Genomic DNA, 26067 nt, shown 5'->3' with positions numbered 1-26067 from the left:
GCAGGCTCGCCTCGCACCTCCGCAATCGGTTTTGAGAGTGCAATCGGCTTTGAGAGTTCGGCAAGGCGCAGATCGATGCGGCGCTTCTCGGCAATGGCATCCGTCGCAGCCCTCACCATACCGGCTTCCGCCTCCGAAACGGAGTTCTTCAAACGCGCCGTGAAGGTCGTCTCGAGGCGCTTGAGCGCAAGATCCAGGGCGGTCCGAAAGTCGACCGGCGCAGGAGACGCCACGCGAGCGGCCTCCACCCTGTGCGCGGGCTCTACCGCTCTTGGCAATGTTGCCGTGCGTGCAGGCAGGATCATCTTCTGCAGCGCAGGCTTCTGCGGGACGGATTTCGCTTGGGGTTCGAAGTTCTGCAGCGGAGACTTGGGGGCCTTCGGCCGTAGCGTCTCGGAGGCTGTAATCTTAGCAAGCTTCGAAAGATCTCTGACACCGATCAACCCAAGATCCTGCATCTTCCAGCGGATCTGAGTGACGGTTCGTCCGAGTTCCTCCGCAATGCGTTTATCCGTCATTGGCGGATCGGCTGACACCAACGCTCGAAGACGTTCGACGCTGACCTCATCCCATGGTTGATGGGTTTGGACAAGTGTTCCGATCAGGCGGGCTCTGGCATAGGTTGCAGGCACTGGCCTGCCAAGCTTCGCCGCAGTTACCGGCACAGGAACTTTCGCAGCTCTGTCTTGGCGCAGAATTTCGAGTTCTTCTTCCGTCCATACCCTGTTCACTTCAGGGCTCTCCTTCTTTCAGTGAGGCTGGGATCCCGGCGGTCCTGCATCACGGTCGAATGGAGATGCGAAATGAAAGGAAGCCGCCGGTTTCAGCCGGCGACAACAATGTCTAGTCCGGCTGTGAGAGGTAAGGCGCCACACGGATGGTGCCGGTTGGTGTGGGGCCCATCGGTTGCGGCGAAGGTGCGGGTCCAGGACCGGATCGCTGCTCCTGCCCATGGTTCGGCAGACAACGGCTCCTGACGATGCCAATGCTTCGCCAAGCTGGTCGTTGCGATCTGATGGGCGTGAGGTGCGGGTACATGAGGATTGTTCGATTTGGAACGCGCCAGATCTGTAGTCGGCTTTCCTCGGAAACTCAACCGGACTTCAGCCGTTCAAAGCAGGCGGACCGCGTCAATCGCCTGTGTGCAATCGTCTCAATGAGAACAAGCTGACGAGAGTAAACGAACGCAATCACTGGAAGACTTGCACTGGGCGACTTGCACTGGAAGACTTGCACGGAGGACTTGCACGGAGGACTTGCACGGAGGACTTGCACGGAGGACTTGAAGACCGGGGCTTCACATGCCATGCGAAGTCGTCGGTTCACACGTCGGCGACACGGTAAACCTTGAACGAATATCATGCCTTGGTCATTCACGTGAAACCGACCGATCAGTTTCAGAGGATTCATGTCCGTCGGTATCCGTCACAATAAGTGAGATGTATTTCTTCCGATGAAAACCGAAACTTCACAAAAGCCCTTTCGGGTCGGACGTTCCCTGACCGGTTTGGGCCTATTTGCGACCCTTGAGATCCAAAAGGGCACATTCATCATCGAGTATGTCGGACCGCGTCTCTCGAACGACGAGGTCAGCCGCCGGAGGAACACGCGCTACCTCTTTGAGGTCAATAGCCGCTGGACAATCGACGGGTCCCCGCGTTGGAACATCGCTCGTTATATCAATCACTCGTGTCGTCCGAATGCCGAAGCTGTCGTGTCCCGAGGCCGGATCCGCATCAAAGCCATCAAGCGCATCAAGCCAGGTGATGAAATTACCTATAATTACGGCAAGAGCTACTTCGATACATTCATAAAGCCGATCGGCTGCAAGTGTGGGGCCTGCATGGCGCGCGCAAGGGCCTAGAGCATCGGACGTGAAAAGTGGATTCCACTTTTGGGATTCGCTCCGATGCACCAGTCCTTCAGTGGCGCATCAGTTTTGCGAAAAGCCGGGCTAACTTTTTCGCACGATGCGCCAGCACCGACTCACCATTTCAGTGCAGGGCAATGCCAAGTGCTATAGTGGCAAGGACACTTCCCTCCGGGCAGACGATGTTCAGGCTCCAGCCTTTCCAGTCTTGAGGACCATACTCAGCTTCCTGCCGCAGATCATTGATAACGTCCAAGGCGCAAGCTCGGGCGCTCTCAAGATCGCTCACCTCGATACCCGTATCATCCGGGATCGTTTCCGCACCATTTATAAGGTGGAAGAAACAACGCATCGACAGATCCTTGAAGCCTATACAGTACGATTGCGGCCTGGAGCTGCAATCCTCGACAACAGGGATGGACCACTACAGCGTCGGACGTGAAATCGAACTCACGTCCGACGCTGTCAGTCTATGGTCTTGAGCATCTTTTCACGCAAAACCGGTTCCCACCTTTGCGTCCGATGCTCTAAGCCAAGTCTCTGGCCGCAGCGGACATGTCATGAGCGCTCAGAGGTTGAAGGTTCTCAAGAGAGACCCAACCGACATCCGATTGGGGAACGGGAACAAGGTAGGCCCGATGAGCCTCGATCCGTTCTATCCTGCAGGCAATTGCTCTCTGATCACCCGGCGGCCGATAGACGACGATCGTACCAACTCGAAGCTCCTGCGTGCGAGCTCTATCGACGGGCAACTCTCTCGACGAGGCAGGCTCCGTCGCCGCCACGCTGGCATTCGCTGCGGCCCTGAAGCGATCAAGGGCCGCGATGGCGACACGGGCTCTATCCAAATACCGTTCACTGACGGCTCTCAGCAGTGTCCCAGGGGTGCGCCCGGGATACCATGAGGAGCCTCCCACCTTCGCAAGCTCCTGCGCGACCGCCTCAACTTCATCATCCGTCATCTGTCGTGCCCCTATCTTCCCAACGGAAAGGATAGCATGCTCAGCCCTTGAGAAGATATTAACAGAACTCAATACCTGTAAAGAAACAGTAGGAAAGAAGAGTAACACAATTTGCGCTTTTGAGTGCGCCGCTGCGACAACTACATGCTCTTCCTTATCTCATTTTTTCGAAGCAGGCGGCTCCTTCATATCCTGCCTTCTTCAATGAGAATGGGATGGCTAGAGCATCGGACGTGAAAAGTGGAATCCACTTTTGGGATCAATTCGATGCTCCCTTCTTGGAAAGAGCGCATCGTTCTGGCGAAAAACCGGGACCACTTTTTCGCACGATGCGCTTGCACGGGAGCAGCGTGATCTTCGTTGCTTCAAATGACGCTTTTGCTCCCATCGATAAGGATTGCGCGACGCACACGGTAACCTGGCGGAACCCGCAGGCGGCGCGACCTGCATTCTGTGCATGAACCCGGTCGACCGACGAGGAACCTTTTCCTCGCGTTGCAGCAAATATGGACACCATCGTCGTGAATATTGCCGGATAGAGCCATGGGACACTCTCGCCGGACGCCCTGAGATTCCACTCCCAAGCCCAAATAAGTTTCAGCTTCAACCACGCCTCCCGATGAAACGGACGAACGGGCGAACGGGCGAACGGGCGAACGGGCGAACGGGCGAACGGGTTATCGGCGGCGGGAAGCCTATCCCCCTCAAGGCAATTCTTCAGACATTGTTAACCGCGAAAGCCGGAAATGAGCCCGGCTGGACCTAATCGCGGATCCTGCTCTGGACTCAGTGAGTTCCCACGATAAGCCGTCCACTTCGCACGATTTCGCGCAGGCACGATCTCTCATGCTCCGAACGATCATTTTCATTCTGCTCATTGCCGTATTCGCCTATCTCTATAGGGCTGTTCTCTTCAGCCGCGCCCCGCTTCTCAGCAAGCTGAAACGCATCCCGCTCCAGACGTTTGTCTTCGCCATCCTGGCACTCTCGGTGGTCAATGGGTTCCGTGGCGACCCGGAGACTTCAGCCCCTCGCTTATCCGACGAAAAGCAAGGTCACGACATCGAAACGGCGTCGGCAATTGCGCAACCGGTCGCGCCCGAGCCTCTTCGCCCGGAGGAGGCCGCAGCGGCCTGCGTTGGATATGCGCTGAACGAAGCGAACGCGACAGATGACCTCGTGGCCCAAACCTGGTTGTCCTCGGTGGCAGGATTCCTGGAAACGGCCCCGGGAGAGATAACTGTCCAGTTTTCCGTGGGACCGAGAGTTGGGCCCTCGAACGGCCCTCAATGCCGCTCGGAGGCACGCCTGACCTGTGCTATCCATGGCCGGGACGTCAAGCCCATTACGCCCGTTCACATGACAGGAGCCCAGATCGCCTGCTGATCCAGGGAATGACCGATGCGCTCTTTCCAAGACGGGAGCATCGGATGGAATGCCAAAAGAGCAAATCCACTTCCCGCGTCCGATGGACGACAGCACCGGACGTGAAATCGAACGCACATCGGATGCTGTAAGTCGATGCTTTTGAGCATCTTTTCACGCAAAACCGGTCCCCACTTTTGCGTCCGATGCTCTAGCTCCTGAAATCGCGGCTCCTGCGTTTGTCTCCGTCACGGGACCGGACGCAGGATCGCGATCAGGATGAGAATGATCCCGACCAGGGATACAAGCCACACCAGCGTTCTGAGGTAAGGGACCCCAAAAGCATAAAGAGGCAGATAGACGACACGAGCCCAGAAATAGAGCACCGCTCCCCACCAGGTCAGCGCCCCGCTTCGACCGGCGATATGGGCGATAATGATGCCGACGGCGAAGACGGGCAACGTCTCGAAGAGGTTCCTTTGGGCGCGCTGAAGACGCCCTGTGATCTTGCCAACAGGCGGTCCTTCAGCGTCACGCGCACCCACGTTGTAGTTCACTCCCGTCTCGCCCGTGCGCAACATGGCGGCAAGGAGAATTTGAACGAGTGCGAGGACGAGCGTCCAGGCAAGGCATGCAAACTCGGTGGTCATGGCTTCCGCCGACTGGCTGACGCAGAAGACACATTATGGGGCGCCACACGAATCGGGCAATCAGGAAGCCCATCTGGATCCCGGGCACAAGGGGGGCGAGCGTTGCTGGGGCAGAAGGGCCCTTCCTTTTACCGATGGGGCCGTTCGGATCCCTGGTCCACGGCTCGGCGCGATGTGCTCGCGCATCGTGCGAAAAAGCGAACCCGGTTTTTTCGCGAGAACGATGCGCTGTTCTGGAGTGGGGGCATCGGATGGAATCCCAAAAGTGCAAATCCACTTCTCACGTCCGAGGCTCTAGTCTTCGGACTTACCCGAGACCCTTCGGAGGGCGGCGTTGATGCGGTCTTGCCAACCTGGACCATCCTGTTGGAAGAATTCGAGCACATCCTGATCGATGCGCAGTGTAACCGTCTCTTTGACGCCCGGGATCGCGGGAGCTTTGGCCGGCCCTGCGACAGGCTTTGTCGTGACTTTCTTAAACGCTGCCTCGGCAGCCTTCAAAGGATCGACCGGCCGGCGTCCTCCTGGTGGTCTCGGCATGTTACGCTCCCATCAAGTCATGTTGTCCGCAAGCGTACCACAAAGACTGGCTCAGGTCAGATCGCATTCCAAGACATCAGAATACCAATCACTTCCTTGCCTCCTACCCTACCTCCGTGGGCAGCAGGCCCACGAGAGGGTCGGCAGTCTTAACGTTTTTTGTCACCACATATGTGAAATATCGCTCGATCCCTAGGTCGAGAGTCAGCAGCCTATCGATCAATCTCTGATAGGAATCGATATCCTCGGAGACGATCTTGAGGATGTAGTCGACTCCCCCGCCCGTTGCGTCACAAGAGACGATCGCGGGTTCCTTCAAGACAGCCGCCTCGAAGCGCTGGAAATCGGATTGCTGGTGGCTCTTGAGCATGATTTCGACGAGAACCGTCGTACGGCGCACCAGTTTGTCGGCATTGATGCGGGCCGTGTAGCCGGTGATCACCCCGCTTCTTTCGAGACGGCTGAGACGCTCCCAGCATGCCGTGGGCGACAGGTTGACGGCCTCGGCAAGCCGCAACTTGGTCATCCGGCCGTCGCTCTGGAGAGCCGCAAGGATCTTCAAGTCGATTTTGTCGAGTTTCATGACTATTCCAGAGTTCCAATCCAATGTAATGATTACTCCATTGCAATCGCTTGAGACAATCCTATGCGTGAGCTTCCTCACCTCCAAGCCAGCCGGGACGCCTTGATCGATTCGGAGGAAGGGCTCGTGGTGGATTGGCGGCCAGGGCTGACCAAGCGGAAAGGGGTGACGAAGCACCGGCTGCTGACGGAGCGGATCATCGCGGATATCGACGCGGAGGTCCTGCCGGCCCATGCGCGCATGCCCACCCACCGGGACCTTGCGCGGCAGCTCGGGGTGTCTGTGCAGACGGTGAGTCTCAGCTACAAGGAGGCCGAGCGGCGCGGCTATCTGCGGGGCGAGGTCGGCCGGGGCACCTTCGTCCGCAGCCGGGTCACCGAGAAGGCCGATCGCTTCATGCTCGATCGCGACCCCGGCGAGACCGTGGACCTCTCGATCATCAGGGCCGTCTATACCGAGGCCCACGAGGATGCGTCCCGGACGGTGCTGCGGCGGCTCGCCCAAGGCGACGCCAGCGCCTTCATGCGCCCCTGCCGCCCCATCGCCGGACTGGAGCGCCACCGCACTGCTGCGCGGGAATGGCTCAAGGCCCTTGGCGTCGAGGCCTCGACGGACCGCATCCTGATCACCAACGGGGCGGCCCATGGTCTGTTCCTGGCGGTCGCCGCCATCGTCCGCCCGGGCGAGATCGTGCTGACCGAGAACCTGACCGATCACGGCATCATCGGCCTTTCCAACGTTCTGGGCTTCACCTTGCGGGGCCTGCCCACCGACCGGGAAGGCATTCTGGTGGAGGCCTTCGAGGAGGCCTGCGCGGCCGGGGGCGTCACCGCGCTCGTGCTCATCCCGACGCTCGGCAATCCGACGAGCCACGTCATGGGGGCGGCGCGGCGCAGGGCCATCGCCGAGGTGGCGCGCCGTTACGGCGTCTACGTCGTGGAGGACGAGGTCTACAAGCCCCTCGTGGAGACGCCCCTCCCATCCTTCGCGAACCTGCTTCCCGAGCTCGGGTTCTTCGTGACGAGCTTCACGAAATCGGTCCTGACGGGGCTGCGCGTCGGCTATCTGGTGGTGCCGTCGCAATACACGATCCGGGCCGCGAGCATCATGCGCGTGACGTCCTGGAGCGCCACCAACCTGCCCGCCGAGCTTGCGACCCTGTGGGTCGAGGATGGCACGGCCGAGAGGCTCGTCGCCTTGCAGCGCAAGGAAGCCCGGGCGCGGCAGGCGATGGTGGCCGAGATCCTCAAGGAGCATGTCGCCCAGGCCCATCCCCTGTCGCTCTGCGCCTGGCTCAAGGTGCCGCCCCGGTGGACAGAGGACGGCCTCGTGCGGATGCTGGCTCAGAAGAACGTCGCCGTGACCCCCTCCGATCCCTTCAAGTCGGGCCCCGACAGTCCCGGCGGCATCCGCATCTGCCTGGGCGGACACCTGTCCCACGCGACCCTCGGCCGCTCCCTCCAGACCATCGCCGAGACGTTCGAGCAGCTGCCGCCTGTCTTCGATGCGGGCACCATCGCGTATTTCGACGCGGGCACCATCACGTAGACCCACGTCGCCGCGCATGTGCGTGCAAAGGCCTCGTCTTTTCCCGCATAATTGTTTCATGACAATATAAACATTGACATGAAACCTGGTGCGACACACCATCGCTTTGTCCTGACAAGAGGTGATGGATGTACGCAGTCCACACAGGGATGCTCACCCCTGGAGCAGTTCAATCCGAGGCCCCGAGCGCACGCGCCGGTCTCGTGTCCTCCATTCCATCCAGCGGCGTCCCCGCAGCGGGGTCCCGGCCATGATCGCGGTGGGGATCGACAGGATCGCCGAGGCGCGGGGCCGCATCGCCGGCCGCATCGGACCCACCCCGCTGGTCTCGTCCTTAAGCCTCTCCGCCCGCTGCGGCGTCCCGGTCTACCTCAAGCTCGAAAGCCGTCAGCTCACCGGCAGCTTCAAGTTGCGCGGCGCGACGAACGCGGTTCTCTCCTTGAGCGACAAGGCACGCCGTCGCGGTCTCGTGACGGCCTCGACCGGCAATCACGGCCGCGCGCTCGCCCACGCGGCGCAGGCCGAGGGCGTGCGGGCCGTGATCTGCATGTCGGCCCTCGTGCCCGCCAACAAGGTCGAGGCGGTGCGCGCGCTGGGGGCCGAGGTGCGCATCGTCGGCCGCTCGCAGGACGACGCGCAGGACGAGGTCGAGCGCCTCGTGCGCCAGGAAGGCCTGACGGCCATCCCGCCCTTCGACCATGCGGACGTGATCGCGGGCCAGGGCACGATCGGCCTGGAGATCGCCGAGGCGCGCCTCGACACGGAACTCGTCCTCGTGCCCCTCTCCGGGGGCGGATTGGCGGCTGGCGTCGCCGCCGCCATCAAGAGCAGGCTGCCGCAGGCGCGGGTGATCGGCGTCTCAATGGCGCGCGGAGCCGCCATGCATGCGAGCTTGAATGCGGGAAAGCCCGTCCAGGTCGAGGAAGTGGAAACCCTCGCCGATTCGCTTGGCGGCGGCATCGGCCTCGACAACCGCTACACCTTCGCCATGTGCCGCGACCTCCTCGACGACGTCGTGCTGCTGTCGGAGGAGGAGATCGCCGAGGGCATCCGCCACGCCTTCACGGAGGAAGGCGAAACGGCGGAGGGAGCGGGCGCGGTCGGCATCGCGGCGCTCCTGGCAAACAGGATCGCCGTGAGAGGCCCGACCGTCGCCCTCGTCTCAGGACGCAACATCGACGAGGCGCGGCACGCGACCATCGTGAACGCAACCATGAAGGCCGCCGGCGCGGCCAAAGGACGAACCCTGTGACTGACATGCTCGTGCTCACGGAACCGGATCTGCGTCGCATCGTGCGGCTCGACGCGAGCGCGGTCGAATGCGTCGAGAACGCCTTCGCGGCGCTTGCCACGAGGCCCGTCGTGATGCCGCCGATCCTGCGGCTCGATCTCGTGGAAGAGCGCGGCGAGGTCGATGTCAAGACCGCCTATGTTCCCGGCCTCGAGGGCTTCGCCATCAAGGTGAGCCCCGGCTTCTTCAACAACCCGAAGCTCGGCCTGCCGAGCCTCAACGGGCTGATGATCCTGTTCAGCACCAAGACCGGCCTCGTGAAGGCCCTGCTGCTCGACAACGGCTATCTCACCGATGTGCGCACGGCCGCTGCCGGAGCGGTGGCAGCCAAGCACCTGTCGCGGGAGGATTCGCATAATGCCGCGATCTTCGGCGCCGGCATCCAGGCCCGCCTGCAGCTCGAGGCCCTCACCCTCGTCCGTCCGATCCGGCAGGCGCGCATCTGGGCGCGGGACTTCGCCAGGGCGGAGGCCGCGGCCCGCGACCTTTCCGCGGCCCTCGGCATCGCGGTCGAAGCGGTCCCGACCCCGCAGGCCGCCTGCGCGGACGCGGATATCATCGTCACGACGACCCCGGCCGAACAGCCGATCCTGGAGGCGCAGTGGCTCAGGCCCGGCCAGCACGTCACGGCCATGGGGTCCGATTCCGAACACAAGAACGAGATCGACCCCACGATCCTGACCCGCGTCCGCTACGTCGCCGACAGCCTGGCGCAGACGCGCCGCCTCGGCGAGCTGCATCATGCGATCCGGTCCGGCCTGATCGAAGCGGAAAGGTCCTTCCCGGAACTGGGACAGGTCATCGCCGGACAGGCGCCGGGCCGAACCGACCCTGAGGAGATCACCCTCTGCGACCTCACCGGAACGGGCGTCCAGGACACCGCCATCGCCACCCTCGCCCACGCTCGCGCCCAATCGGCCGGAGCGGGCCGATCCATCGATACGAAGACATCAACGGGAGACCTTCTGTGAGCGCGCCCCATCTCAATTTCAGCCGAGAGGAATATGCCGAGCGCCTCGCCAAGACGCGCAAGGCGATGGAAATGGCCGGGATCGATCTCTTGATCGTCACCGACCCGTCCAACATGCACTGGTTGACGGGCTACGACGGCTGGTCGTTCTACGTGCATCAATGCGTGCTGGTGCCCCCGCAGGGCGAGCCGATCTGGTTCGGCCGCGGCCAGGACGCTAACGGCGCGAAGCGCACCGCCTATCTCGCCCACGACAACATCATCGGCTACCCGGACCACTACGTGCAGTCGACGGAACGCCACCCGATGGACTACCTGTCCGGGATCATCGAGGAGCGCGGCTGGGATAAGGGCGTCATCGCGGTCGAGATGGACAATTACTATTTCTCCGCCGCCGCCTTCCTGTCGCTGACGAAGCATCTGCCGAACGCCACGTTCAAGGATTCCCTGTCGCTCGTGAACTGGCAGCGCGCGGTCAAGAGCGCGACCGAGATCGACTACATGAGGAAGGCCGGCCGCATCGTCGAGGCGATGCACCGGCGCATCCTGGAGAAGGCCGAGCCGGGCCTGCGCAAATGCGATCTCGTGGCCGAGATCTACGATGCGGGCATTCGCGGCGTCGACGGCTTCGGCGGCGACTACCCGGCCATCGTTCCGCTCCTGCCCTCGGGCGAGGAGGCATCCGCCCCGCACCTGACCTGGGACGACCGCCCGATGCAGAAGGGCGAAGGCACGTTCTTCGAGATCGCGGGCTGCTACAAGCGCTATCACTGCCCGCTCTCACGCACCGTCTTCCTGGGCAAGCCGACCCAGGCCTTCCTCGATGCCGAGAAGGCCGTGCTGGAAGGCATGGAGGAAGGCCTCGCGGCCGCCAGGCCCGGCAATGTCTGCGAGGACATCGCCAATGCGTTCTTCGCGGTCCTCAAGCGCTACGGCATCGTGAAGGACAACCGCACGGGCTATCCCATCGGCCTGAGCTATCCGCCGGATTGGGGCGAGCGCACCATGAGCCTGCGCCCCGGCGACAGGACCGAACTCAAGCCCGGAATGACGTTCCACTTCATGACGGGCCTCTGGCTCGAAGACATGGGCCTGGAGATTACCGAGAGCATTCTCATCACCGAAACCGGCGTCGAGTGCCTCTCCAACGTGCCGCGCCAGCTCTTCGTGAAGCCATGAACGCATACACCCCGATCCAGCGCCCCTCCCCCGTCAGCGCCGGGGTCGATTTCGACGCCGACGGCGTGCAGCACGGTTTCCTGCGCCTGCCCTACAGCCGGGACGATTCGGCCTGGGGCTCGGTGATGATCCCGATCACGGTGATCAAGCGCGGGGACGGCCCGACCGCGTTGCTCACCGGCGGCAATCACGGCGACGAATACGAGGGGCCGGTCGCCCTGTTCGATCTCGCCCGAACGCTCAGCGCCGAGGCCGTGCAGGGCCGCGTCATCATCGTGCCGGCCATGAACTACCCGGCCTTCCGGGCGGGAACCCGAACCTCGCCGATCGACCGCGGGAACCTCAACCGGAGCTTTCCCGGACGCCCGGACGGCACGGTGACGGAGAAGATCGCCGATTACTTCCAGCGCGCCCTTCTGCCGCTCGCCGACATCGTCCTCGATTTTCATTCGGGTGGACGCACCCTCGACTTCCTGCCCTATGCGGCCGCGCACGAACTGCCCGATAAGAAGCAGGAAAAGCGCTGCTTCGATGCGGTCGCCGCCTTCGCGGCGCCCTACTCGATGCGGATGATCGAGATCGACGCGGTGGGCATGTACGACACCGCCGCGGAGGAGATGGGCAAGGTGTTCGTCACCACGGAACTGTCCGGCGGCGGCACGTCCTCGGCGAAGACGATCGGCATCGCCAAGCGCGGCGTCATGAACGTTCTCAAGCATGCCGGGATCGTCGAGGGCAGGCCCGAGACCGCGCCGACGCGCTGGCTCGACATGCCCTCCGCCGAGTGCTTCCGTTTCGCGGAGGATGACGGTCTCGTCGAGCCCTGCATCGACCTGGGCGATCCGGTCCGCAAGGGCGACGTGATCGCCAGGATCCATCCCGTCGGACGCACGGGACAGGCCCCGGCCGAATACCGGGCGGCCCTCGACGGCGTTCTCGCCGCCCGGCACTTCCCCGGCCTCGTCAAGACCGGCGATTGCCTCGCCGTCGTCGCAACCGTGGAGGAGGATACTTAAACCCAACCGCCAGCCATCCCGCTGCAAGCCGGATCAACCGGCACGCGGATCTCAGAGCATCGCAACCGAAAAGATGCTCGAAGCCAAAAAGTCGGAACACCAGAGGAGAAGATAAGATGAAGTCCATGATCCGTTACAGCGTCGCCGCTCTTGCTCTCGCGGCCGCCATCGGGAGCGCTCAGGCGCTAACCCTCGAAGAGGTGAAGAGCGCCGGATACATCCAGGGCGCGACTGCGAACGAAGTGCCCTACGGCTACATGAAGGAGGACGGCACGGCCGCCGGCATCGGTCCCGACGTCGCCATCGCGGTGTTCAAGCGCATGGGCGTCAACGAGGTGAACTGGACCGTGACGCCATTCGGCACGCTCATCCCCGGCCTGAAGGCCCGCCGCTTCGCCTTCGCGGCAGCCGAGCAGAACATCTCGCCCGAGCGATGCAAGCAGGTGGCGTTCACCGAGCCGAATTCCAGCTACGGCGAGGGGCTCCTCGTGAAGAAGGGCAACCCGAAGAAGCTGACGACCTATGCGGACATCGCCAAGGACCCGTCGCTCAAGGTCGCCGTCGTCTCGGGCGCCAACAACATCGACTTCCTGCGCGCCGTCGGCGTGAAGGACAATCAGATCGTGATCATCCAGGCCAATGCGGACGCGCCCGCGACGGTGCAGTCCCGCGTCGACGCCTATGCGGCCACCGAGCTCACGGTCTCGAAGCTCGCCGAAGGCAGCGAGGGCGTCGAGCAGGTGAAGCCCTTCACGGACCCGATCGTCAACGGCAAGCCGGTGCGCAACTATGGCGGCTTCGCGTTCCGCCTCGAGGACAAAGAGCTCCATGACGCGTTCAACAAGGCGCTGGTGGAATTCCGCAAAACCGACGACTATCACAAGATCCTCACGTCCTACGGCCTGAGCGACGAGAGCATCAAGGCCGCGGCCGCCAAGGACGTCGCCGACCTCTGCGCTGGAAAGTAATCCGGCATCGTTCGAACCCCCCGGCGAGCCTTCCCGCCCCGCCGGGGGAAACCCGTCAGGAGTTTCGACGATGACATGGACGCAATATCTCGCTCCCCTCCTGAAGGGGGCGCAGGTGACGGTGACGATCTCGCTCGCATCGATCGCGCTCGGCGCGATCCTCGCCTTCGCGGCCGGGATCGCCCGTACGTCGAGCAACCGGCTCCTGTCCGGCATCGCCTTCATCTATATCGTGCTGTTTCGCGGCACGCCGCTGCTCGTGCAGCTCTTCTGGTTCTATTACGCGCTGCCGCTGATCGGCATCTCCTTCGATCCGATCACGACGGGCATCATGACCCTGTCGCTCCTCACGGGCGCCTTCGGGGCCGAGGTGGTGCGCGGCGCCCTGCTGGCGGTGCCGCATACGCAGCTCGAAGCCGCGCGGGCGCTCAATTTCAGCAAGACCTATACCCTGTGGCACATCTCGATGCCCCAGGCCATCATCGAGATGATGCCGGCCTTCGGCAATCTCGCCGTCCAGAACCTCAAGGACACGGCGCTGGTCTCGCTGATCTCGATCGCCGACCTGACCTTCCAGGCGCAGTCCATGCGCAACATCACGCTCGACAGCGCGACCGTCTATACCATGACCCTGCTCGGCTACTTCCTCATCGCCCTGTGCCTGATGCTGATCATGCGCTTCATCGAGGCGAAGCTGAGGCGCGGGCCGGCCTTCCCCAGGAGCGCCCATTCATGATGTACGGTTATACCTGGGATACTTCGACGCCGCTGACCTTCGCGCTGTCCATCCTGCCGATCCTCGGGATCGGCCTGATCGTCACGCTTCAGGCGGCAGCGGTCGGATACGCCATCGCGCTCGTGCTCGGCCTCGTGCTGGCGCTCCTGCGCCGCAGCCGGTTCAAGGCGATCTCCTGGACGGTAGCGGGCTTCACCGAGTTCGTGCGCGATACGCCGCTTCTGGTGCAGCTCTTCTTCCTCTATTACGTGCTGCCGGATTTCGGCATCGTGCTGCCGGCCTTCATGACCGGGGCGCTGGCCCTGGGCCTGCAATACTCGGCCTATACGTCGGAGGTGTATCGCGGCGGCATCGACGCGGTGCCGCGTGGCCAGTGGGAGGCCGCGACGGCGCTCAATCTCACGCGGCTGCGGACCTATCGCGACATCGTGATACCGCAGATGATTCCGCGCATCGTGCCGGCCCTCGGCAACTATCTCGTGTCGATGCTCAAGGAGACGCCGGTTCTGTCCGTCGTGACCGTGCTCGACATGCTGGGCCTCGCCAACATGATCGGCGAGCGGACCTTCGAGTATCTCGTGCCGCTCTCCATGGTCGGACTGATCTTCCTGCCGATGACGCTCATCTGCTCGGCCCTCATCTATCTGATCGAGAGGGCCCTGCCCAAAAGTGGGATTCCCCTGCGATGACACCGATTATCCGCTTTGAGAACGTCACCAAGCGCTTCGGCGCCCTGACCGTGCTCGACAACTTCAACTTCGAGGTCCAGCGCGGCGAGAAGGTGACCCTGATCGGCCCCTCGGGCTCCGGCAAATCGACGGTCCTGCGCATCCTGATGACGCTCGAGCCCTTCCAGGAAGGGAACCTGGAGATCGACGGGATCAGCTATCACGAGCCCAACGGGCACGGCCCGTTCAGGGCGAGCGAGGCGCACCTCCACAAGATCCGCGGCAATGTCGGCATGGTGTTCCAGAGCTTCAACCTGTTCCCGCACATGAGCGTGCTGCGCAACGTCGTCGAAGCGCCCGTCGCGGTTCTGAAGATGAAGCGCGAGGAAGCCGAGAGCCGCGCCACCGAGCTGCTGCGCATGGTCGGCCTCCTGGACAAGAAGGACCATTTCCCGAGCCAGCTCTCGGGCGGCCAGCAGCAGCGCGTCGCCATCGCGCGCGCGCTCGCCATGCGCCCCCGCGTGCTTCTGTTCGACGAGCCGACCTCCGCGCTTGACCCGCAGCTCGTCGGCGAGGTGCTCGGCGTCATCCGGGCCCTCGCGCAGGAGCACGACCTGACCATGCTCCTCGTCACCCACGAGATGCGCTTCGCCCGCGAGGTCTCGGACCGGGTCTGCTTCTTCGACAAGGGCCGCATCGTCGAGCAGGGTGACCCGGAGCTCCTGTTCACGAACCCGCAGCAGCCGCGCACCCGCGAGTTCCTGAGCTCGATCCTGGGCGAGCAGCCTTCCGCCGCGGCGCGAGAAAGTCTCCGGTCTCTCCCGTGAAAACCGAGAGACTATCGCCCTTTGGGTGCAAGAACCGAAATCATCTCGCCGCCTGACGGGCTAGCCTTCTTCATCGGCTTTTGATTCAGGAAGGGCGAGACGCATGAACGCCATCACGCAAACCAACGTGGCCGCTCCCGCCAAGGCGGACAGCCACCCGGCGCTCGGCCGCCTGAGGGATCCCCGCCTCCTGCGCGAGATGGCCTATATCGACGGGCGCTGGACCGCAGCCGCCGGGGATGCGCGCTTTGCGGTCGCCGATCCGGCCACGGGTCTGACCGTCGCCCACGTGTCGCGTCTGGGCGCCGAGGCCGCAGGCCAGGCCGTGGACGCCGCCGCCCGGGCGCTTCCCGCCTGGAAGGCGGCTCTGCCGCAGGAACGCGCGCAGCGCCTTCGCGCCTGGCACGCCCTCATGCTGGAGAACCGCGAGGACCTCGCCCTCATCATGACTCTGGAGCAGGGCAAGCCGCTCTCGGAATCCCTCGGCGAGATCGATTACGCGGCCTCCTTCGTGGAATGGTACGCGGAAGAGGCCAAGCGCCTCAACGCCGAGAGCGTGACGAGCCACCTGCCTGGCGCCGAGATGCTGGTGCGCCGCGAGGCCCTGGGCGTCGCGGCCCTGCTGACGCCCTGGAATTTCCCCTCCGCCATGCTGACCCGCAAGGCCGCCGCGGCGCTCGCCGCCGGCTGCACGACGGTCGCCCACCCGTCCTCCTATACGCCGCTTTCCGCGCTCGCGCTCGCCGAGCTCGCCGAGCGCGCCGGCCTGCCGGCGGGCGTCTTCAACATCGTCACGGGCGATGCCGAGCCCATCGCCAATCGCTTCTGCGACGATCCCCGCGTGCGCGTCGTCAGCTTCACGGGCTCGACCGAGATCGGCCGCAAGATCGCCCTACGCTGCGCCCCCACCATGAAGCGCCTCGTGATGGAACTCGGCGGCCACGCGCCGCTGATCGTGTTCGACGACGCGGATCTCGACAGGGCCGTCGAGATCGCCATGGGGGCGAAATTCGCCACCTCCGGCCAGGACTGCCTCGCGGCCAACCGGATCTATGTGCAGCGTTCGATCTACCCCGCGTTCTGCGAGGCCTTCGGCCAACGCATCGCCGGACTGAAATCGGGTCCGGGCCTCGACAGGGATGTGGAGATCGGCCCCCTCATGCATCCGAATGCCGTGGCGAAGGCACAGGCGCAGATTGCCGATGCGCTGGCCCTCGGAGCGCGGCGCGTCACCGCGGACACGGCCGCCGAAGGCCCGCTCTTCGTGACCCCGACGCTCATCGCCGACGTGCCGGACGACGCGCTGATCATGCGCGAGGAAACCTTCGCGCCGGTCGCGGCCGTGACGCCGTTCGACACGGAGAGCGAGGTGGTGGCCCGGGCGAACGCCACCGAATACGGCCTCGTCGCCTATGTGGTGACCGAGAACGGCGCGCGTGCCCTGCGGCTCGGCCGGGCGCTCGAATACGGCATGGTCGCGGTGAACCGGGTGAAGATCACCGGCGCGCCCATTCCCTTCGGGGGCGTGAAGCAGTCGGGCCTCGGCCGCGAGGGCTCGCGCCACGGTCTGGAGGCCTTCACCGACCTGAAATACCTCTGCATCGACACTCACTGACCGGAGTCAGCCATGCTGAACGAAACCAACACTCTCGACAACGAACTCAACGCCTGGGACCGGGACCATTTCTTCCATCCCTCCACCCACATGGCCCAGCACGCGCGCGGAGAAACGCCCAATCGCATCATCGCGGGCGGCGAAGGCGTCTACATCGTCGATCGGCAGGGCAAGCGCAGCCTCGACGCGTTCGCGGGCCTTTATTGTGTGAATGTCGGCTACGGCCGCACCAAGATCACCGACGCCATCGCGGCCCAGGCCGCCGCCCTGCCCTATTACCACGCCTATGTGGGCCACGGCTCCGAGCCCTCGATCCGTCTCGCCAAGATGATCATCGACCGCGCCCCGAAGGGCATGAGCCGCGTATTCTTCGGCCTCTCGGGCTCGGACGCCAACGAAACCAACATCAAGCTCGTCTGGTACATGAACAACGTGCTGGGGCGGCCCGAGAAGAAGAAGATCATCTCGCGCTGGCGCGGCTACCACGGCTCCGGCCTGATGAGCGGCAGCCTCACGGGCCTCGCCGCCTTCCACAACCTGTTCGACCTGCCGCGCCCGCCGATCCTGCACACGGAAGCGCCCTATTATTTCCGCCGGCCCGACCGCTCCATGAGCGAGGAGCAGTTTTCGCAATATTGCGCCGACAAGCTCGAGGAGATGATCCAGGCCGAAGGCCCCGAGACAATCGCCGCCTTCATCGGCGAGCCGGTGCTCGGCACGGGCGGCATCGTGCCTCCGCCGAAGGGCTATTGGGAGAAGATCCAGGCGGTGCTGGACAGGCACGACATCCTGCTCATCGCCGACGAGGTCATCACCGGGTTTGGCCGCCTCGGCACCATGTTCGGCTCCGACCATTACGGCATGAAGCCTGATCTCATCACCATCGCCAAGGGCCTGACCTCGGCCTATGCGCCGCTCTCGGGCGTGATCGTGTCCGAGAGGGCCTGGCGCGTGCTGGAGCAGGGCTCCGACACCTACGGGGCCATCGGCCACGGCTGGACCTACTCGTCCCATCCGCTCTGCGCTGCGGCGGGCGTCGCCAACCTGGAGGTCGTCGACGAGCTCGATCTCGTCACCAATGCCCGCGAGACCGGCGCCTATTTCAACGCCGCCCTGAACGAAGCAGTGGGCTCGAACCGCTTCGTGGGCGAGGTGCGCGGCGAGGGCCTGATGGCCGCCGTCGAGTTCGTGCGCGACCGGGACGACCGGGTCTTCTTCGATGCATCCGAGAAGGTCGGCCCGCGCATCACGGCGGCGCTCCTGGAACGCGGCGTCATTGGCCGCGCGATGCCCCAGGGCGACATCCTCGGCTTCGCGCCGCCGCTCTGCCTCACGCGGCAGGAGGCCGACATCATCGTGAGCGCCACGAAGGACGCCGTCGAGTCGGTGACGTCGACGCTTTGATGCATCGCGAGGGCCGTCGCCCCCCGCGTCTTGCGTCAGACCGCGCCTTTCTTCGGCGAACCGGATCCGGTTCGCCGAAGCCGAAAGCAAGAAAGGCGGAGCGACCACGGGCCGCTCCGCCTTTGCAGCAAGCACTTCAGGGCGAATCGCACCCGATCAGTCGATGAGCCCCTTGAGAGCCTTGTCGATGGCCGCCTTCTGGGCATCGGTCACGCGCTCCATGGGCGCGCGCGGATGATAGAGCGGCAGGCCCTGGCGATGCTGAATGTACTTGACGCAGGCCGGCAGGTTGTCGTGACGCAGGGAGTTCCACAGCGTGTTGAGCTGCCAGTGGATCTTGAGGGCTTCGTCGTGGCGGCCCTTGTTGACGAGATCGAACAGCTTGGCCGTGATGCCTGGCAGCGCGGAGGTGAGAGCCGAAATCGCGCCGTCCGCACCCAGCGAGAAGCCGGAATAGAGCAGCGCATCGATACCGCTCAGCACGATGTTGTTGGGCTTCACCCGCTGCACGAGATCGGAGAGCGACTTGAGATCGCCCGAGCTCTGCTTCATGCCGACGACGCCGGGAACCTCGTCCATGATCCGCAGCATCAAGTCCACGGAGAGATAGTTCCAGGGAATGACGTTGTAGATAAGGATCGGAATGCCCGTCTCTTCGTAGATCGCCCGGAAGTGGGTGATGGTGGCTTCAGCATCTGGCTTGAAGAGATAGTGAACCGGCGTCACCTGCAAGGCCTCGACCTTGAGGTTCTTGAGCATCTTCGTGCGGTCGATGGCTTCGCGCGTCGAGTTGACGATCAGGCCAGCCACGAACGGCACGCGCCCTGCGACGGCGTCGTGCGTCGCCACCATTGCATCATAGAACTCTTCCGTCGAGAGCGTGTGGCCCTCGCCCGTGCTGCCCCCGGCGACGACGCCATGGACGCCCGAATTGACCATGAGGTCGATCTGCGCCTTGATGGCGGAGGGAGCGAGATTTCCCTGCTCATCGAACGGCATGGTAACGGGCGGAAGAATACCGCGAAGACGCGTCTTCAGTTCTGCGGCTTGGCTTTCATTCATGGTGTCACAACCTTTTCTCGGTTTCTCATGGTGAGGGTTATCCTGCCGCCATCCGTCCTCCATCCGGCGGCGAAGATAGGTTCGTCTGTCATGCCTCCAGGCGGCGGCCCGTCTGAGCGTTGAACAGATGAATGTCGGGGGCCTCGGCGGCCAAACGGATGCTGTCGCCGCTCCTTGCCTGGTAAGAGGTCGGTAGAACGGCCGACACGGGTCCCGCTTGCGTATCGACGATCACGTAGTCGGAAGGGCCGGTGGGCTCCACCATCTTGATGCGGCCGTTGATCAGACCGGGTCCGGTCGTCGGCTGGAGATGCTCGGGCCGAATGCCGATCAGGATCTCGCCGTTTGCCGTCGATGCCTTGGGAAGGCGGATCGGAACATCTCCACCTGGGCAGCGAACCTCCCTGTCGGGACCGCCTGGCAGTTGGCTGCGCACGAAATTCATGGTGGGGGCCCCGATGAAGCCGGCCACGAACTCGTTCGCCGGCGACCGATAGAGCTCCATTGGCGTGCCGATCTGCTCGACGTTGCCGTCGCGCAGGACCACGATCCTGTCGGCCATGGTCATCGCCTCGACCTGATCGTGCGTGACATAGACCGTCGTGGTGCGCAAGGACTGGTGAAGAGACTTGATCTCCGACCGCATGGAGATCCGCAGCTTCGCGTCGAGGTTCGACAGAGGTTCGTCGAACAGATAAAGGCGCGGGTTGCGCACGATGGCGCGGCCCATGGCGACGCGCTGGCGCTGACCACCCGACAGATTCTTCGGATACCGGGTCAGGAGATTTTGGAGACCGAGGATCTCGGCCGCCCGGCGCACGCGGGCATCCGTATCCGCCTTCGGGTTGCCCCTGAGCTTCAGGCCGAACGCCATGTTGTCGTAGACCGTGTAGTGCGGATACAGGGCATAGCTCTGGAAGACCATGGCCACGTCGCGCTTCTGCGGCGGCAGGTTGTTCACGATCTCGCCGTCGATCACGAGTTCCCCGCCGCTGATCGGCTCCAGCCCCGCGATCATGCGCAGCAAGGTCGACTTGCCGCATCCTGACGGGCCGACCAGAACGACGAATTCGCCGTTTTCGATCGGCAGATTCACCCCGGCGATGATGCGTGCGGCTCCATAGCTCTTTGATACCTGGCGAAGCTCGATACGGGCCACGGCGTTGTCCTACCTTTATGCGTGCCCGCCCAAAGCCGATCCGGGAGAGCGCGATACAGTTCTTGGATTCATATCCCGTTTTTCGGGATTAGCTCCCGCAAGATTGCGCAGCTGACGGGATGTGTCAAGTCGCGAGCCGCGTATCGAACCTCATGCACCGATGCCGTCGAAGATTGCCCCTTGAGCCTTCAGGAGACGCTGGAGCGCAGCGACGTCGATAGCGGGCATCGGGCAGCCCTGCGTGGCCGCCAGGGCGGCCGCCGTACCGGCCGCCTGTCCCATCGCCATGCATGTTCCGGTGATTCTCGCGCTGGCCAAAGCCCTGCGCTCGGCCGAGATGCAGCGACCTGCGACGATGATGGACGGAAGCCCCTCCGGAAGAAGACAGCCGAACGGGATGTCGTATCTACGATGGTCGAGGCTTCATACGCAATGCGCCCCGACTTGTTCTCGATAACGACGACCGTGCGATCACCCTCGCCCTTCAGGACGGCGGCAACGGGCGAGTGAACGAGAATGTCGATCCCGGCCTCGGCAATCCATCCCGTGACGACCGATTTGAATTCCTCGTGACTGACCGGGAAGCGATAGAGCGTATAGCCCGTATCGTCGCGCACGTGACCCGCCGATGCACCCTGTGCGACGACGCGCTCGACAAGCTCGTCGGGGATGCCGCCGACGATCTTGCGCCCCTTCGCGTCGAACCATCCGGCACTGTGTTCGAGCAGTTGCGTCGCGATGTGTCCTCCGAGAAATCCACCGCGTTCGACCAGCAGCACGCGCGCGCCGTTGCGCGCAGCCGCGATCGCGGCCGTGATGCCGGCCGTTCCGCCGCCTGCGACCACCACGTCGTAGCTGCCGCGAACCGGGATCTCCCGTCGCGGCTCGATAACGCTTCTCATCCCTTGACCTAGTTGCTGATTGACTGGCGCGGGAGCGTAGTCCATTATACGGGATAAATGCAAGCACGATAAGATTGCTGAACGCCCGCCCCCAAGGAGAGGAAACCATGCCACGCAACCGGACTTTTCGGCGCGCCGTGTCCGCTCGAGCACGCTCGGTGCCCCTGAAGGGCGCCCTTCTCGCAACCGCTCTTTCCGTCGGGATGGGCGGCATCGGCGGAGCCATGGCGGTCGAGCTGAGCTTCTGGACCAACCTGACGACCGCCGCCCAGGCGAATGTCATCAAGGCGCAGGTCGATCAATGCGCCGCCGGGATCGCGGACCTGAAGGTGAATTTCGAGACCGTTCCCTTCGATACGATGTATACCCGCCTCATCACGTCGATGCGCAACGGCCAGGCGCCCAACATCATGAATACCCTCGAAGGCGCGGTTGCCTTCGTGCAGGCGCGCGGTGGCCTCGTTCCCGTGACGGACGTGGTGAAGAAGATCGGCGAGAACGATTTCCTGCCCTCCTATTTGAACGCGGTTCGGAAGGACGGCGAGGTCTGGGGCGTTCCCGACTGGGCCCTGCACCAGGAAGTCTGGTACCGCAAGGATCTGTTCAAGGCGGCCAATATCGAGATTCCCGTCTCCTGGCCCCAGCTGATCGAGGCCGCGGAGAAACTCACGGTCGACAAGAACAAGGACGGCACGCCCGATACCTACGGCTTCGCGGTTCCGATGGGCCGCTCGCTCGTGGCGCCGCAGACCTTCTTCCAGTTCTTCTATGCGGCGGGCGGCACGATCTTTGATCCGAAGACGGGCGAATACGTCTTCGACAAGCACAAGGACGAGGCCATCAAATCCCTCGACACGATGTTGACCCTCTACAAGAAGGCGTCCCCGCCCGCGAGCGTCGAGTGGTCGTGGAGCGATTACCGCAACGCCTATGTCCAGGGCACGGTCGCGATGGCCAACGAGTGGGGCGCGGTTGTTCTGATCGCGGCCGAGCAGAATCCGTCCATGCTCGATAATATGGGCGTGTTCCCCCTCCCCGGCCCCGAGGCCGGCAAGCCTCCGGCGGCGGCTCTGAACGGTGGCTATTACTACCTCGTTGGAAAGTCGACGCCCGAAAAGGAAGCCGCCTCGAAGGAGCTTCTCTCCTGCCTCTACACGCCGGAGAAGGTCGCGAACCGCGCCAATTCCCGCCCGATCTTCGCGCTGCCCGCCACGCGCAGCGCTTTCGAGAGCCAGGCCTATAACGACAATCCTTACGTGAAGCGGTTCAAACCCGAACTCGATGTGATCTTCAACAAGGTCATGCAGAACTGGTACCGCTATGGCCAGGAGGCAGGGCTCAATCCGCTGACGGGCCAGATCGAGGCGACGAGCTTCATCGGCGACGCAATCCAGAACGCCGCCCTCGGCAGGACCACCTCCCAGCAGGCGGTCGAACAGATGGCGACGCAGCTGAAGGCGCAGGTCGCCCAGATCAAGAAGTAACCGCGGCCGCCACGGCGGCCTCAAACGTCGGAGAACGGGGCCGTCCCGCACCCCCGTTCTCGCGGACCGGACAGGACGACCGCCGGGTCAAGACGGTCCCGAGAACGTCCATGCAAACAGGATCGCTATAGTGGCCAGCACCAACATGCTCGATCAGCAGCCGACGGCAGAGATCCGGATGACCTCCCCGCCCCGTGCAACCATCTTCCATCAGCAGCAATTCGTCGGCGGGATGTTCATCGTCCCCGCCGTGCTCTTCATGCTGATCTTCGTGGCCTATCCGGTTTTCGACGCGATCCGGCTGAGCTTCTACTCGCTGAGCATCTTCGACAATTCCGAGCAATTCGTCGGCCTCGGCAATTATCTCGAAATTCTGACGTCGCCGAAACTCCCGACGATCGCCTGGAACACCTTCGTCTGGACGGTCACGTCGCTGGCCGGCTAGTTCGCCTTGGGCCTTCTGGCGGCCCTATGCGTCAACAGCGATCTTCCCGGGATGAAGATCATCAGGACGGTCCTGCTTCTGCCGTATGTCGTGCCGGTGATCGCCCTTGCGCTGTTCTGGCGCTGGATGCTCGACGGGAGCTTCGGTATCGTGAGCAGCGTACTGCAATCGATGGGCCTTCTGGCTCCCAACCAATCGCCCCTGGCGACGCCTGCGGGCTCGATGGTGAGCGTGGTGCTGGCCAATATCTGGCGCGGATTTCCCTTCGTGATGATCTCCTACTGGGCGGCCCTGCAATCCATCCCGCAGGACCAGTACGAAGCGGCCGCCGTCGACGGCGGCTCGACCTGGCAGCAGTTTCTCTACGTGACGCTGCCGCACCTGGCTGACGTGACCAAGGTTCTGTTCCTGCTGCGCCTTATCTGGACCGTGACCTTCTTCGACATCATCTGGCTGATCTCCCGCGGCGGCCCGGCCGGCACCACCGAGCACTGGCCGATCTGGATCTACCAAGAAAGCATGGGCTTCTTCCGCTTCGGCTACGGCTCCGCCCTCGCGGTAATGCTGGGCCTCATCCTTCTGGCCGTCATCTCCGTCTATCTTCTGGTCCTGAAGCTCGCGAGCAGGCGCTGATCATGTCCAACCCCAACTCGATCACGGCGAACGCCACCGTCTACGCCGCGTCTCTGGCGCTGATGGCCTTCATCGGCTTGCCACTCCTGTGGATGATGATCTCGTCCCTCAAACCGCCGACGGAACTCTTCGTGTCTCCGCCGGCGATCCTGCCGGAATCCTTCACCCTCGAGTGGTACCGCGCCATCTTCACGGCGACATCGGCCCCCACCTTCTTTCTCAACAGCTTCATCGTCGGAGCCCTGACCACGATCGTCTGTCTCGTGATCGGCGTGCTCGCGGCTTATTCGGTGACGCGTTTCGACTTCCCGGGCAAGAACCTCTTTCTCTTCGCGGCCCTGATCACCTACATGTTCCCGGCGATCGTCCTGTTCGTTCCCATCTACATGACGCTCGCCTTCCTGGGATTGACCGATACCTATCTCGGCCTCGTGATATGCCATTCGATCCTCACCTTTCCGTTCGCCGTGTGGATGCTGCGATCCTTCTTCGCCGGGATCCCGCGAGAGATCGACGAGGCGGCCTGGGTCGACGGCTCATCCTATTTCTCCACCTTCGTGAAAATCATCCTGCCGCTTTCGCTGCCCGGCATATTCTCGGTCGGCATCTTCGTCTTCGTCCAGTCGTGGAACGAGTTCCTGTTCGCCAGCATCATCATGTCGGCTGCACCAATGAAGACGATTCCGGTCGGCATCTCAGAGTTCATCACTTCCTTCGATATCCGCTGGGGCGAGATCATGGCCATGGGCACGCTCGCGACGGTTCCCGTGGTGATTCTGTTCATGTTCGCGCAACGCTACGTCCTGCGCGGCGTCCTGTCCGGAGCCGTGAAAGGCTGATCCGATGCGAGGCAAGGAACGGAGACGCTGCAAGGATGGTTACCTTGGCGTGCGCAGGCCTTGCTCCTATCCGTTCCCGCATCGGTGGCGCCGCATCAGGTTCCAGCCTTTGGACCGGCCTCAGTGCCTAAGAATTGACCAAGCCACTTTAACTATTATAATCCCGTGATGTGGGATTGAAGGAACCGGCGTTTAGAAACGCCGCCTTGATCCTTCCAAGGACATAGCAAAAGCAAGTATTTCAAGGGACGGTTTCAATGGCTACATCGCGAGTGAAGGACCAGGTAGCCGCATTGACCGCCGAGGCGCCAGCATCTTCAGAGAGCACTCCTACGCCCAAGACGACCAGAAGCAAGTCGTCTCGCGTGGATGGAACAGGCGCTGAGGCCAAGGCCGGCCGCAGCGCGGACGACAATCTCAAGTCCCTGTCCAAGCTGGTGCGCGTTCTCGACTGCTTTTCCGTCAACGACAGGAATCTCTCTCTGGCGGAGATTTGCCAGCGCACGGGCCTGCCCCGCTCCACCGCTCATCGGATGATGGCATCCCTGCGCGATGTGGGCTTTCTCGACCAGGACCGAGAGCGCGATCGCTACCGGCTGGGCCTCAAGCTGTTCGAGCTCGGCAGCGTGGCCTTGTCCAATCTCGATCTGCATCGCGAGGCCCGCCCGATGGTGGACGCGCTGCGCCGGTTCAGCGGCCAATCGGTTCACTTGGCGGTGTTCGACGGATCCCGCGCCGTGGTAATCCAACGTGCCGATTCCGCCTCGGAGAGCTCCGGATCGATGACCTTCATCGAGAATGCGCCGGCTCATTGCACGAGCGTCGGAAAAGCCATTCTGGCCTATCAGCCCGATGAGGTCGTCGACCGTCTCATCGCAGGCGGTCTTACACGCTTCACGGAATCGACCATCACCAAGGGGGATGTTCTCAAGGCGGAGCTGAAGAAGATCCGCAAGCGCGGATATTCGGTGGATGACGGCGAGCATCAGCCGGGCCTGCGCTGCATCGGCGCTCCGATCCGCAACCAGTCCGGCCAAGTCTTTGCAGGCTTGTCGATCAGCGGGCCCGCCTGGCAGCTGCCGGTGTCGGAAGTCGAGGATTTCGCGAAGGTCGTCGTGCACCACGCCAATTCGATCTCGCAGAGGCTGGGCTACAATCACTGACGCGCCCTGAAACGGCGCAGACCTGGAGCTGTTTCCATGTCAGCGGAATCGGCTCTTTTCTTCGGCTCGGCTGCATTCTTGGACGGCGAACCGGATCCACTTCGCCCAAAATGCTCTACAGCATCGAACGCAAAACCGGTGCCCACTTGTGCGTTCGATGCTCTAAGTCTATGGTTTTATGAGCATCT

The 26067-nt window shown here is 63.2% G+C and carries 27 protein-coding genes and 1 pseudogene (1 of these 28 cut by a window edge); 18 read left to right on the top strand and 10 right to left on the bottom strand.

Translation table 11 applies throughout. The features are described from left to right. On the bottom strand, positions 1-518 hold the 5' portion of the coding sequence (locus tag AB8841_RS12190) for a hypothetical protein (protein ID WP_370436116.1). The gene continues 640 nt to the left of window position 1, outside the view; only the first 518 of its 1158 coding nucleotides appear in the window; the start codon lies at positions 516-518; its stop codon lies beyond the left edge, outside the window. A gap of 935 nt (positions 519-1453) precedes the next feature. Here AB8841_RS12190 and AB8841_RS12185 point away from each other — a divergent pair. After that, positions 1454-1864 (top strand): SET domain-containing protein, encoded by a 411-nt coding sequence (locus tag AB8841_RS12185; protein WP_370436115.1) that lies wholly within the window; start codon positions 1454-1456, stop codon positions 1862-1864. Between the two features lie 130 nt (positions 1865-1994). Here AB8841_RS12185 and AB8841_RS12180 read toward each other — a convergent pair whose 3' ends face one another. Both AB8841_RS12180 and AB8841_RS12175 read right to left on the bottom strand, forming a co-directional pair. Next, the gene (locus AB8841_RS12180; RefSeq protein ID WP_370436114.1) at positions 1995-2222 is read right to left on the bottom strand and encodes a hypothetical protein; all 228 of its coding nucleotides are present in this window, start codon (positions 2220-2222) and stop codon (positions 1995-1997) included. Between the two features lie 869 nt (positions 2223-3091). Further along, the gene (locus tag AB8841_RS12175; protein WP_370436113.1) at positions 3092-3439 is read right to left on the bottom strand and encodes a hypothetical protein; all 348 of its coding nucleotides are present in this window, start codon (positions 3437-3439) and stop codon (positions 3092-3094) included. A gap of 239 nt (positions 3440-3678) precedes the next feature. On the opposite strand from AB8841_RS12175, the gene AB8841_RS12170 reads away from it, so the two are divergent. Continuing rightward, positions 3679-4218 (top strand): hypothetical protein, encoded by a 540-nt coding sequence (locus AB8841_RS12170; RefSeq protein WP_370436112.1) that lies wholly within the window; start codon positions 3679-3681, stop codon positions 4216-4218. Positions 4219-4445: 227 nt separating this feature from the next. On the opposite strand, the gene AB8841_RS12165 is transcribed toward AB8841_RS12170, so the two are convergent. From AB8841_RS12165 to AB8841_RS12155, 3 genes are all read right to left on the bottom strand, one after another. Beyond that, the gene (locus AB8841_RS12165) at positions 4446-4847 is read right to left on the bottom strand and encodes an MAPEG family protein (RefSeq protein ID WP_370436111.1); all 402 of its coding nucleotides are present in this window, start codon (positions 4845-4847) and stop codon (positions 4446-4448) included. Between the two features lie 294 nt (positions 4848-5141). Further along, complete coding sequence (locus AB8841_RS12160; RefSeq protein ID WP_370436110.1) at positions 5142-5387, bottom strand: BrnA antitoxin family protein; 246 nt, start codon at positions 5385-5387, stop codon at positions 5142-5144. Positions 5388-5490: 103 nt separating this feature from the next. Beyond that, positions 5491-5970, bottom strand: coding sequence for an Lrp/AsnC family transcriptional regulator (locus AB8841_RS12155; protein WP_370436109.1), 480 nt, complete (start codon positions 5968-5970; stop codon positions 5491-5493). Positions 5971-6099: 129 nt separating this feature from the next. Between AB8841_RS12155 and AB8841_RS12150 the strand changes: the two genes are divergently transcribed. From AB8841_RS12150 to AB8841_RS12100, 11 genes are all read left to right on the top strand, one after another. Then, entirely contained in the window at positions 6100-7518 is a 1419-nt protein-coding gene (locus AB8841_RS12150) for a PLP-dependent aminotransferase family protein (protein ID WP_370439255.1), read from the top strand. 250 nt (positions 7519-7768) lie between these two features. Continuing rightward, positions 7769-8770, top strand: a complete 1002-nt coding sequence (gene eutB, locus AB8841_RS12145; protein WP_370436108.1) for a hydroxyectoine utilization dehydratase EutB — start codon at positions 7769-7771, stop codon at positions 8768-8770. After that, entirely contained in the window at positions 8767-9780 is a 1014-nt protein-coding gene (gene eutC / locus AB8841_RS12140; RefSeq protein ID WP_370436107.1) for an ectoine utilization protein EutC, read from the top strand. The genes eutB and eutC overlap by 4 nt, the downstream gene beginning before the upstream one ends. Continuing rightward, positions 9777-10958, top strand: coding sequence for an ectoine hydrolase DoeA (doeA, locus tag AB8841_RS12135; RefSeq protein WP_370436106.1), 1182 nt, complete (start codon positions 9777-9779; stop codon positions 10956-10958). Before eutC ends, doeA begins: the two co-directional genes overlap by 4 nt. Further along, the gene (doeB, locus tag AB8841_RS12130; RefSeq protein WP_370436105.1) at positions 10955-11974 is read left to right on the top strand and encodes a N(2)-acetyl-L-2,4-diaminobutanoate deacetylase DoeB; all 1020 of its coding nucleotides are present in this window, start codon (positions 10955-10957) and stop codon (positions 11972-11974) included. Before doeA ends, doeB begins: the two co-directional genes overlap by 4 nt. A gap of 116 nt (positions 11975-12090) precedes the next feature. Beyond that, positions 12091-12942, top strand: a complete 852-nt coding sequence (gene ehuB, locus AB8841_RS12125) for an ectoine/hydroxyectoine ABC transporter substrate-binding protein EhuB (RefSeq protein WP_370436104.1) — start codon at positions 12091-12093, stop codon at positions 12940-12942. Positions 12943-13012: 70 nt separating this feature from the next. Next, positions 13013-13678 (top strand): ectoine/hydroxyectoine ABC transporter permease subunit EhuC, encoded by a 666-nt coding sequence (gene ehuC / locus AB8841_RS12120; protein ID WP_370436103.1) that lies wholly within the window; start codon positions 13013-13015, stop codon positions 13676-13678. Beyond that, positions 13675-14367, top strand: a complete 693-nt coding sequence (ehuD, locus tag AB8841_RS12115) for an ectoine/hydroxyectoine ABC transporter permease subunit EhuD (protein ID WP_370436102.1) — start codon at positions 13675-13677, stop codon at positions 14365-14367. The genes ehuC and ehuD overlap by 4 nt, the downstream gene beginning before the upstream one ends. After that, positions 14364-15173, top strand: coding sequence for an ectoine/hydroxyectoine ABC transporter ATP-binding protein EhuA (gene ehuA, locus AB8841_RS12110; RefSeq protein ID WP_370436101.1), 810 nt, complete (start codon positions 14364-14366; stop codon positions 15171-15173). The genes ehuD and ehuA overlap by 4 nt, the downstream gene beginning before the upstream one ends. A 103-nt stretch (positions 15174-15276) precedes the next feature. Beyond that, positions 15277-16788: an NAD-dependent succinate-semialdehyde dehydrogenase gene (locus AB8841_RS12105; protein WP_370436100.1), complete on the top strand. Its 1512-nt coding sequence runs from the start codon at positions 15277-15279 to the stop codon at positions 16786-16788. 12 nt (positions 16789-16800) lie between these two features. Next, positions 16801-18192, top strand: a complete 1392-nt coding sequence (locus AB8841_RS12100; RefSeq protein ID WP_370436099.1) for an aspartate aminotransferase family protein — start codon at positions 16801-16803, stop codon at positions 18190-18192. A 156-nt stretch (positions 18193-18348) separates the two neighbouring features. Here AB8841_RS12100 and AB8841_RS12095 read toward each other — a convergent pair whose 3' ends face one another. From AB8841_RS12095 to AB8841_RS12080, 4 genes and pseudogenes are all read right to left on the bottom strand, one after another. After that, positions 18349-19254, bottom strand: a complete 906-nt coding sequence (locus tag AB8841_RS12095) for a dihydrodipicolinate synthase family protein (protein ID WP_370436098.1) — start codon at positions 19252-19254, stop codon at positions 18349-18351. 88 nt (positions 19255-19342) lie between these two features. Further along, positions 19343-20413 (bottom strand): ABC transporter ATP-binding protein, encoded by a 1071-nt coding sequence (locus AB8841_RS12090; protein WP_370436097.1) that lies wholly within the window; start codon positions 20411-20413, stop codon positions 19343-19345. A gap of 150 nt (positions 20414-20563) precedes the next feature. Further along, the gene (locus tag AB8841_RS12085; RefSeq protein ID WP_370439254.1) at positions 20564-20770 is read right to left on the bottom strand and encodes an FAD-dependent oxidoreductase; all 207 of its coding nucleotides are present in this window, start codon (positions 20768-20770) and stop codon (positions 20564-20566) included. A gap of 114 nt (positions 20771-20884) precedes the next feature. Beyond that, positions 20885-21315: pseudogene (locus tag AB8841_RS12080) on the bottom strand (FAD-dependent oxidoreductase); the annotation flags it as partial. Positions 21316-21422: 107 nt separating this feature from the next. On the opposite strand from AB8841_RS12080, the gene AB8841_RS12075 reads away from it, so the two are divergent. The 5 genes from AB8841_RS12075 (at position 21423) to AB8841_RS12055 (ending at position 25879) form a co-directional block, all read left to right on the top strand. Continuing rightward, on the top strand, positions 21423-22799 hold the full coding sequence (locus AB8841_RS12075; protein ID WP_370436096.1) for an ABC transporter substrate-binding protein: 1377 nt from the start codon (positions 21423-21425) through the stop codon (positions 22797-22799). A 130-nt stretch (positions 22800-22929) separates the two neighbouring features. After that, on the top strand, positions 22930-23244 hold the full coding sequence (locus AB8841_RS12070) for a hypothetical protein (protein ID WP_370436095.1): 315 nt from the start codon (positions 22930-22932) through the stop codon (positions 23242-23244). Between the two features lie 6 nt (positions 23245-23250). Then, positions 23251-23877 (top strand): carbohydrate ABC transporter permease, encoded by a 627-nt coding sequence (locus AB8841_RS12065; RefSeq protein ID WP_370436094.1) that lies wholly within the window; start codon positions 23251-23253, stop codon positions 23875-23877. Between the two features lie 2 nt (positions 23878-23879). Beyond that, entirely contained in the window at positions 23880-24716 is an 837-nt protein-coding gene (locus AB8841_RS12060) for a carbohydrate ABC transporter permease (protein ID WP_370436093.1), read from the top strand. Positions 24717-24973: 257 nt separating this feature from the next. Further along, positions 24974-25879: an IclR family transcriptional regulator gene (locus AB8841_RS12055; RefSeq protein ID WP_370436092.1), complete on the top strand. Its 906-nt coding sequence runs from the start codon at positions 24974-24976 to the stop codon at positions 25877-25879. Positions 25880-26067 lie beyond the last annotated feature (188 nt).

The organism is Microvirga sp. TS319 (assembly GCF_041276405.1).
Classification (GTDB): Bacteria; Pseudomonadota; Alphaproteobacteria; order Rhizobiales; family Beijerinckiaceae; genus Microvirga.
This window is presented reverse-complemented; position numbering and strand designations above follow the sequence as displayed.

Bases quoted from the DNA above. Each gene is read 5' to 3' on its own strand.
- AB8841_RS12185 (WP_370436115.1), top strand. From the start codon at position 1,454: ATGAAAACCGAAACTTCACAAAAGCCCTTTCGGGTCGGACGTTCCCTG.
- AB8841_RS12180 (WP_370436114.1), bottom strand. From the start codon at position 2,222: ATGCGTTGTTTCTTCCACCTTATAAATGGTGCGGAAACGATCCCGGAT.
- AB8841_RS12170 (WP_370436112.1), top strand. From the start codon at position 3,679: ATGCTCCGAACGATCATTTTCATTCTGCTCATTGCCGTATTCGCCTAT.
- AB8841_RS12165 (WP_370436111.1), bottom strand. From the start codon at position 4,847: ATGACCACCGAGTTTGCATGCCTTGCCTGGACGCTCGTCCTCGCACTC.
- AB8841_RS12160 (WP_370436110.1), bottom strand. From the start codon at position 5,387: ATGCCGAGACCACCAGGAGGACGCCGGCCGGTCGATCCTTTGAAGGCT.
- AB8841_RS12155 (WP_370436109.1), bottom strand. From the start codon at position 5,970: ATGAAACTCGACAAAATCGACTTGAAGATCCTTGCGGCTCTCCAGAGC.
- eutB (WP_370436108.1), top strand. From the start codon at position 7,769: ATGATCGCGGTGGGGATCGACAGGATCGCCGAGGCGCGGGGCCGCATC.
- doeB (WP_370436105.1), top strand. From the start codon at position 10,955: ATGAACGCATACACCCCGATCCAGCGCCCCTCCCCCGTCAGCGCCGGG.
- ehuB (WP_370436104.1), top strand. From the start codon at position 12,091: ATGAAGTCCATGATCCGTTACAGCGTCGCCGCTCTTGCTCTCGCGGCC.
- ehuC (WP_370436103.1), top strand. From the start codon at position 13,013: ATGACATGGACGCAATATCTCGCTCCCCTCCTGAAGGGGGCGCAGGTG.
- ehuD (WP_370436102.1), top strand. From the start codon at position 13,675: ATGATGTACGGTTATACCTGGGATACTTCGACGCCGCTGACCTTCGCG.
- ehuA (WP_370436101.1), top strand. From the start codon at position 14,364: ATGACACCGATTATCCGCTTTGAGAACGTCACCAAGCGCTTCGGCGCC.
- AB8841_RS12105 (WP_370436100.1), top strand. From the start codon at position 15,277: ATGAACGCCATCACGCAAACCAACGTGGCCGCTCCCGCCAAGGCGGAC.
- AB8841_RS12100 (WP_370436099.1), top strand. From the start codon at position 16,801: ATGCTGAACGAAACCAACACTCTCGACAACGAACTCAACGCCTGGGAC.
- AB8841_RS12095 (WP_370436098.1), bottom strand. From the start codon at position 19,254: ATGAATGAAAGCCAAGCCGCAGAACTGAAGACGCGTCTTCGCGGTATT.
- AB8841_RS12075 (WP_370436096.1), top strand. From the start codon at position 21,423: ATGCCACGCAACCGGACTTTTCGGCGCGCCGTGTCCGCTCGAGCACGC.
- AB8841_RS12060 (WP_370436093.1), top strand. From the start codon at position 23,880: ATGTCCAACCCCAACTCGATCACGGCGAACGCCACCGTCTACGCCGCG.
- AB8841_RS12055 (WP_370436092.1), top strand. From the start codon at position 24,974: ATGGCTACATCGCGAGTGAAGGACCAGGTAGCCGCATTGACCGCCGAG.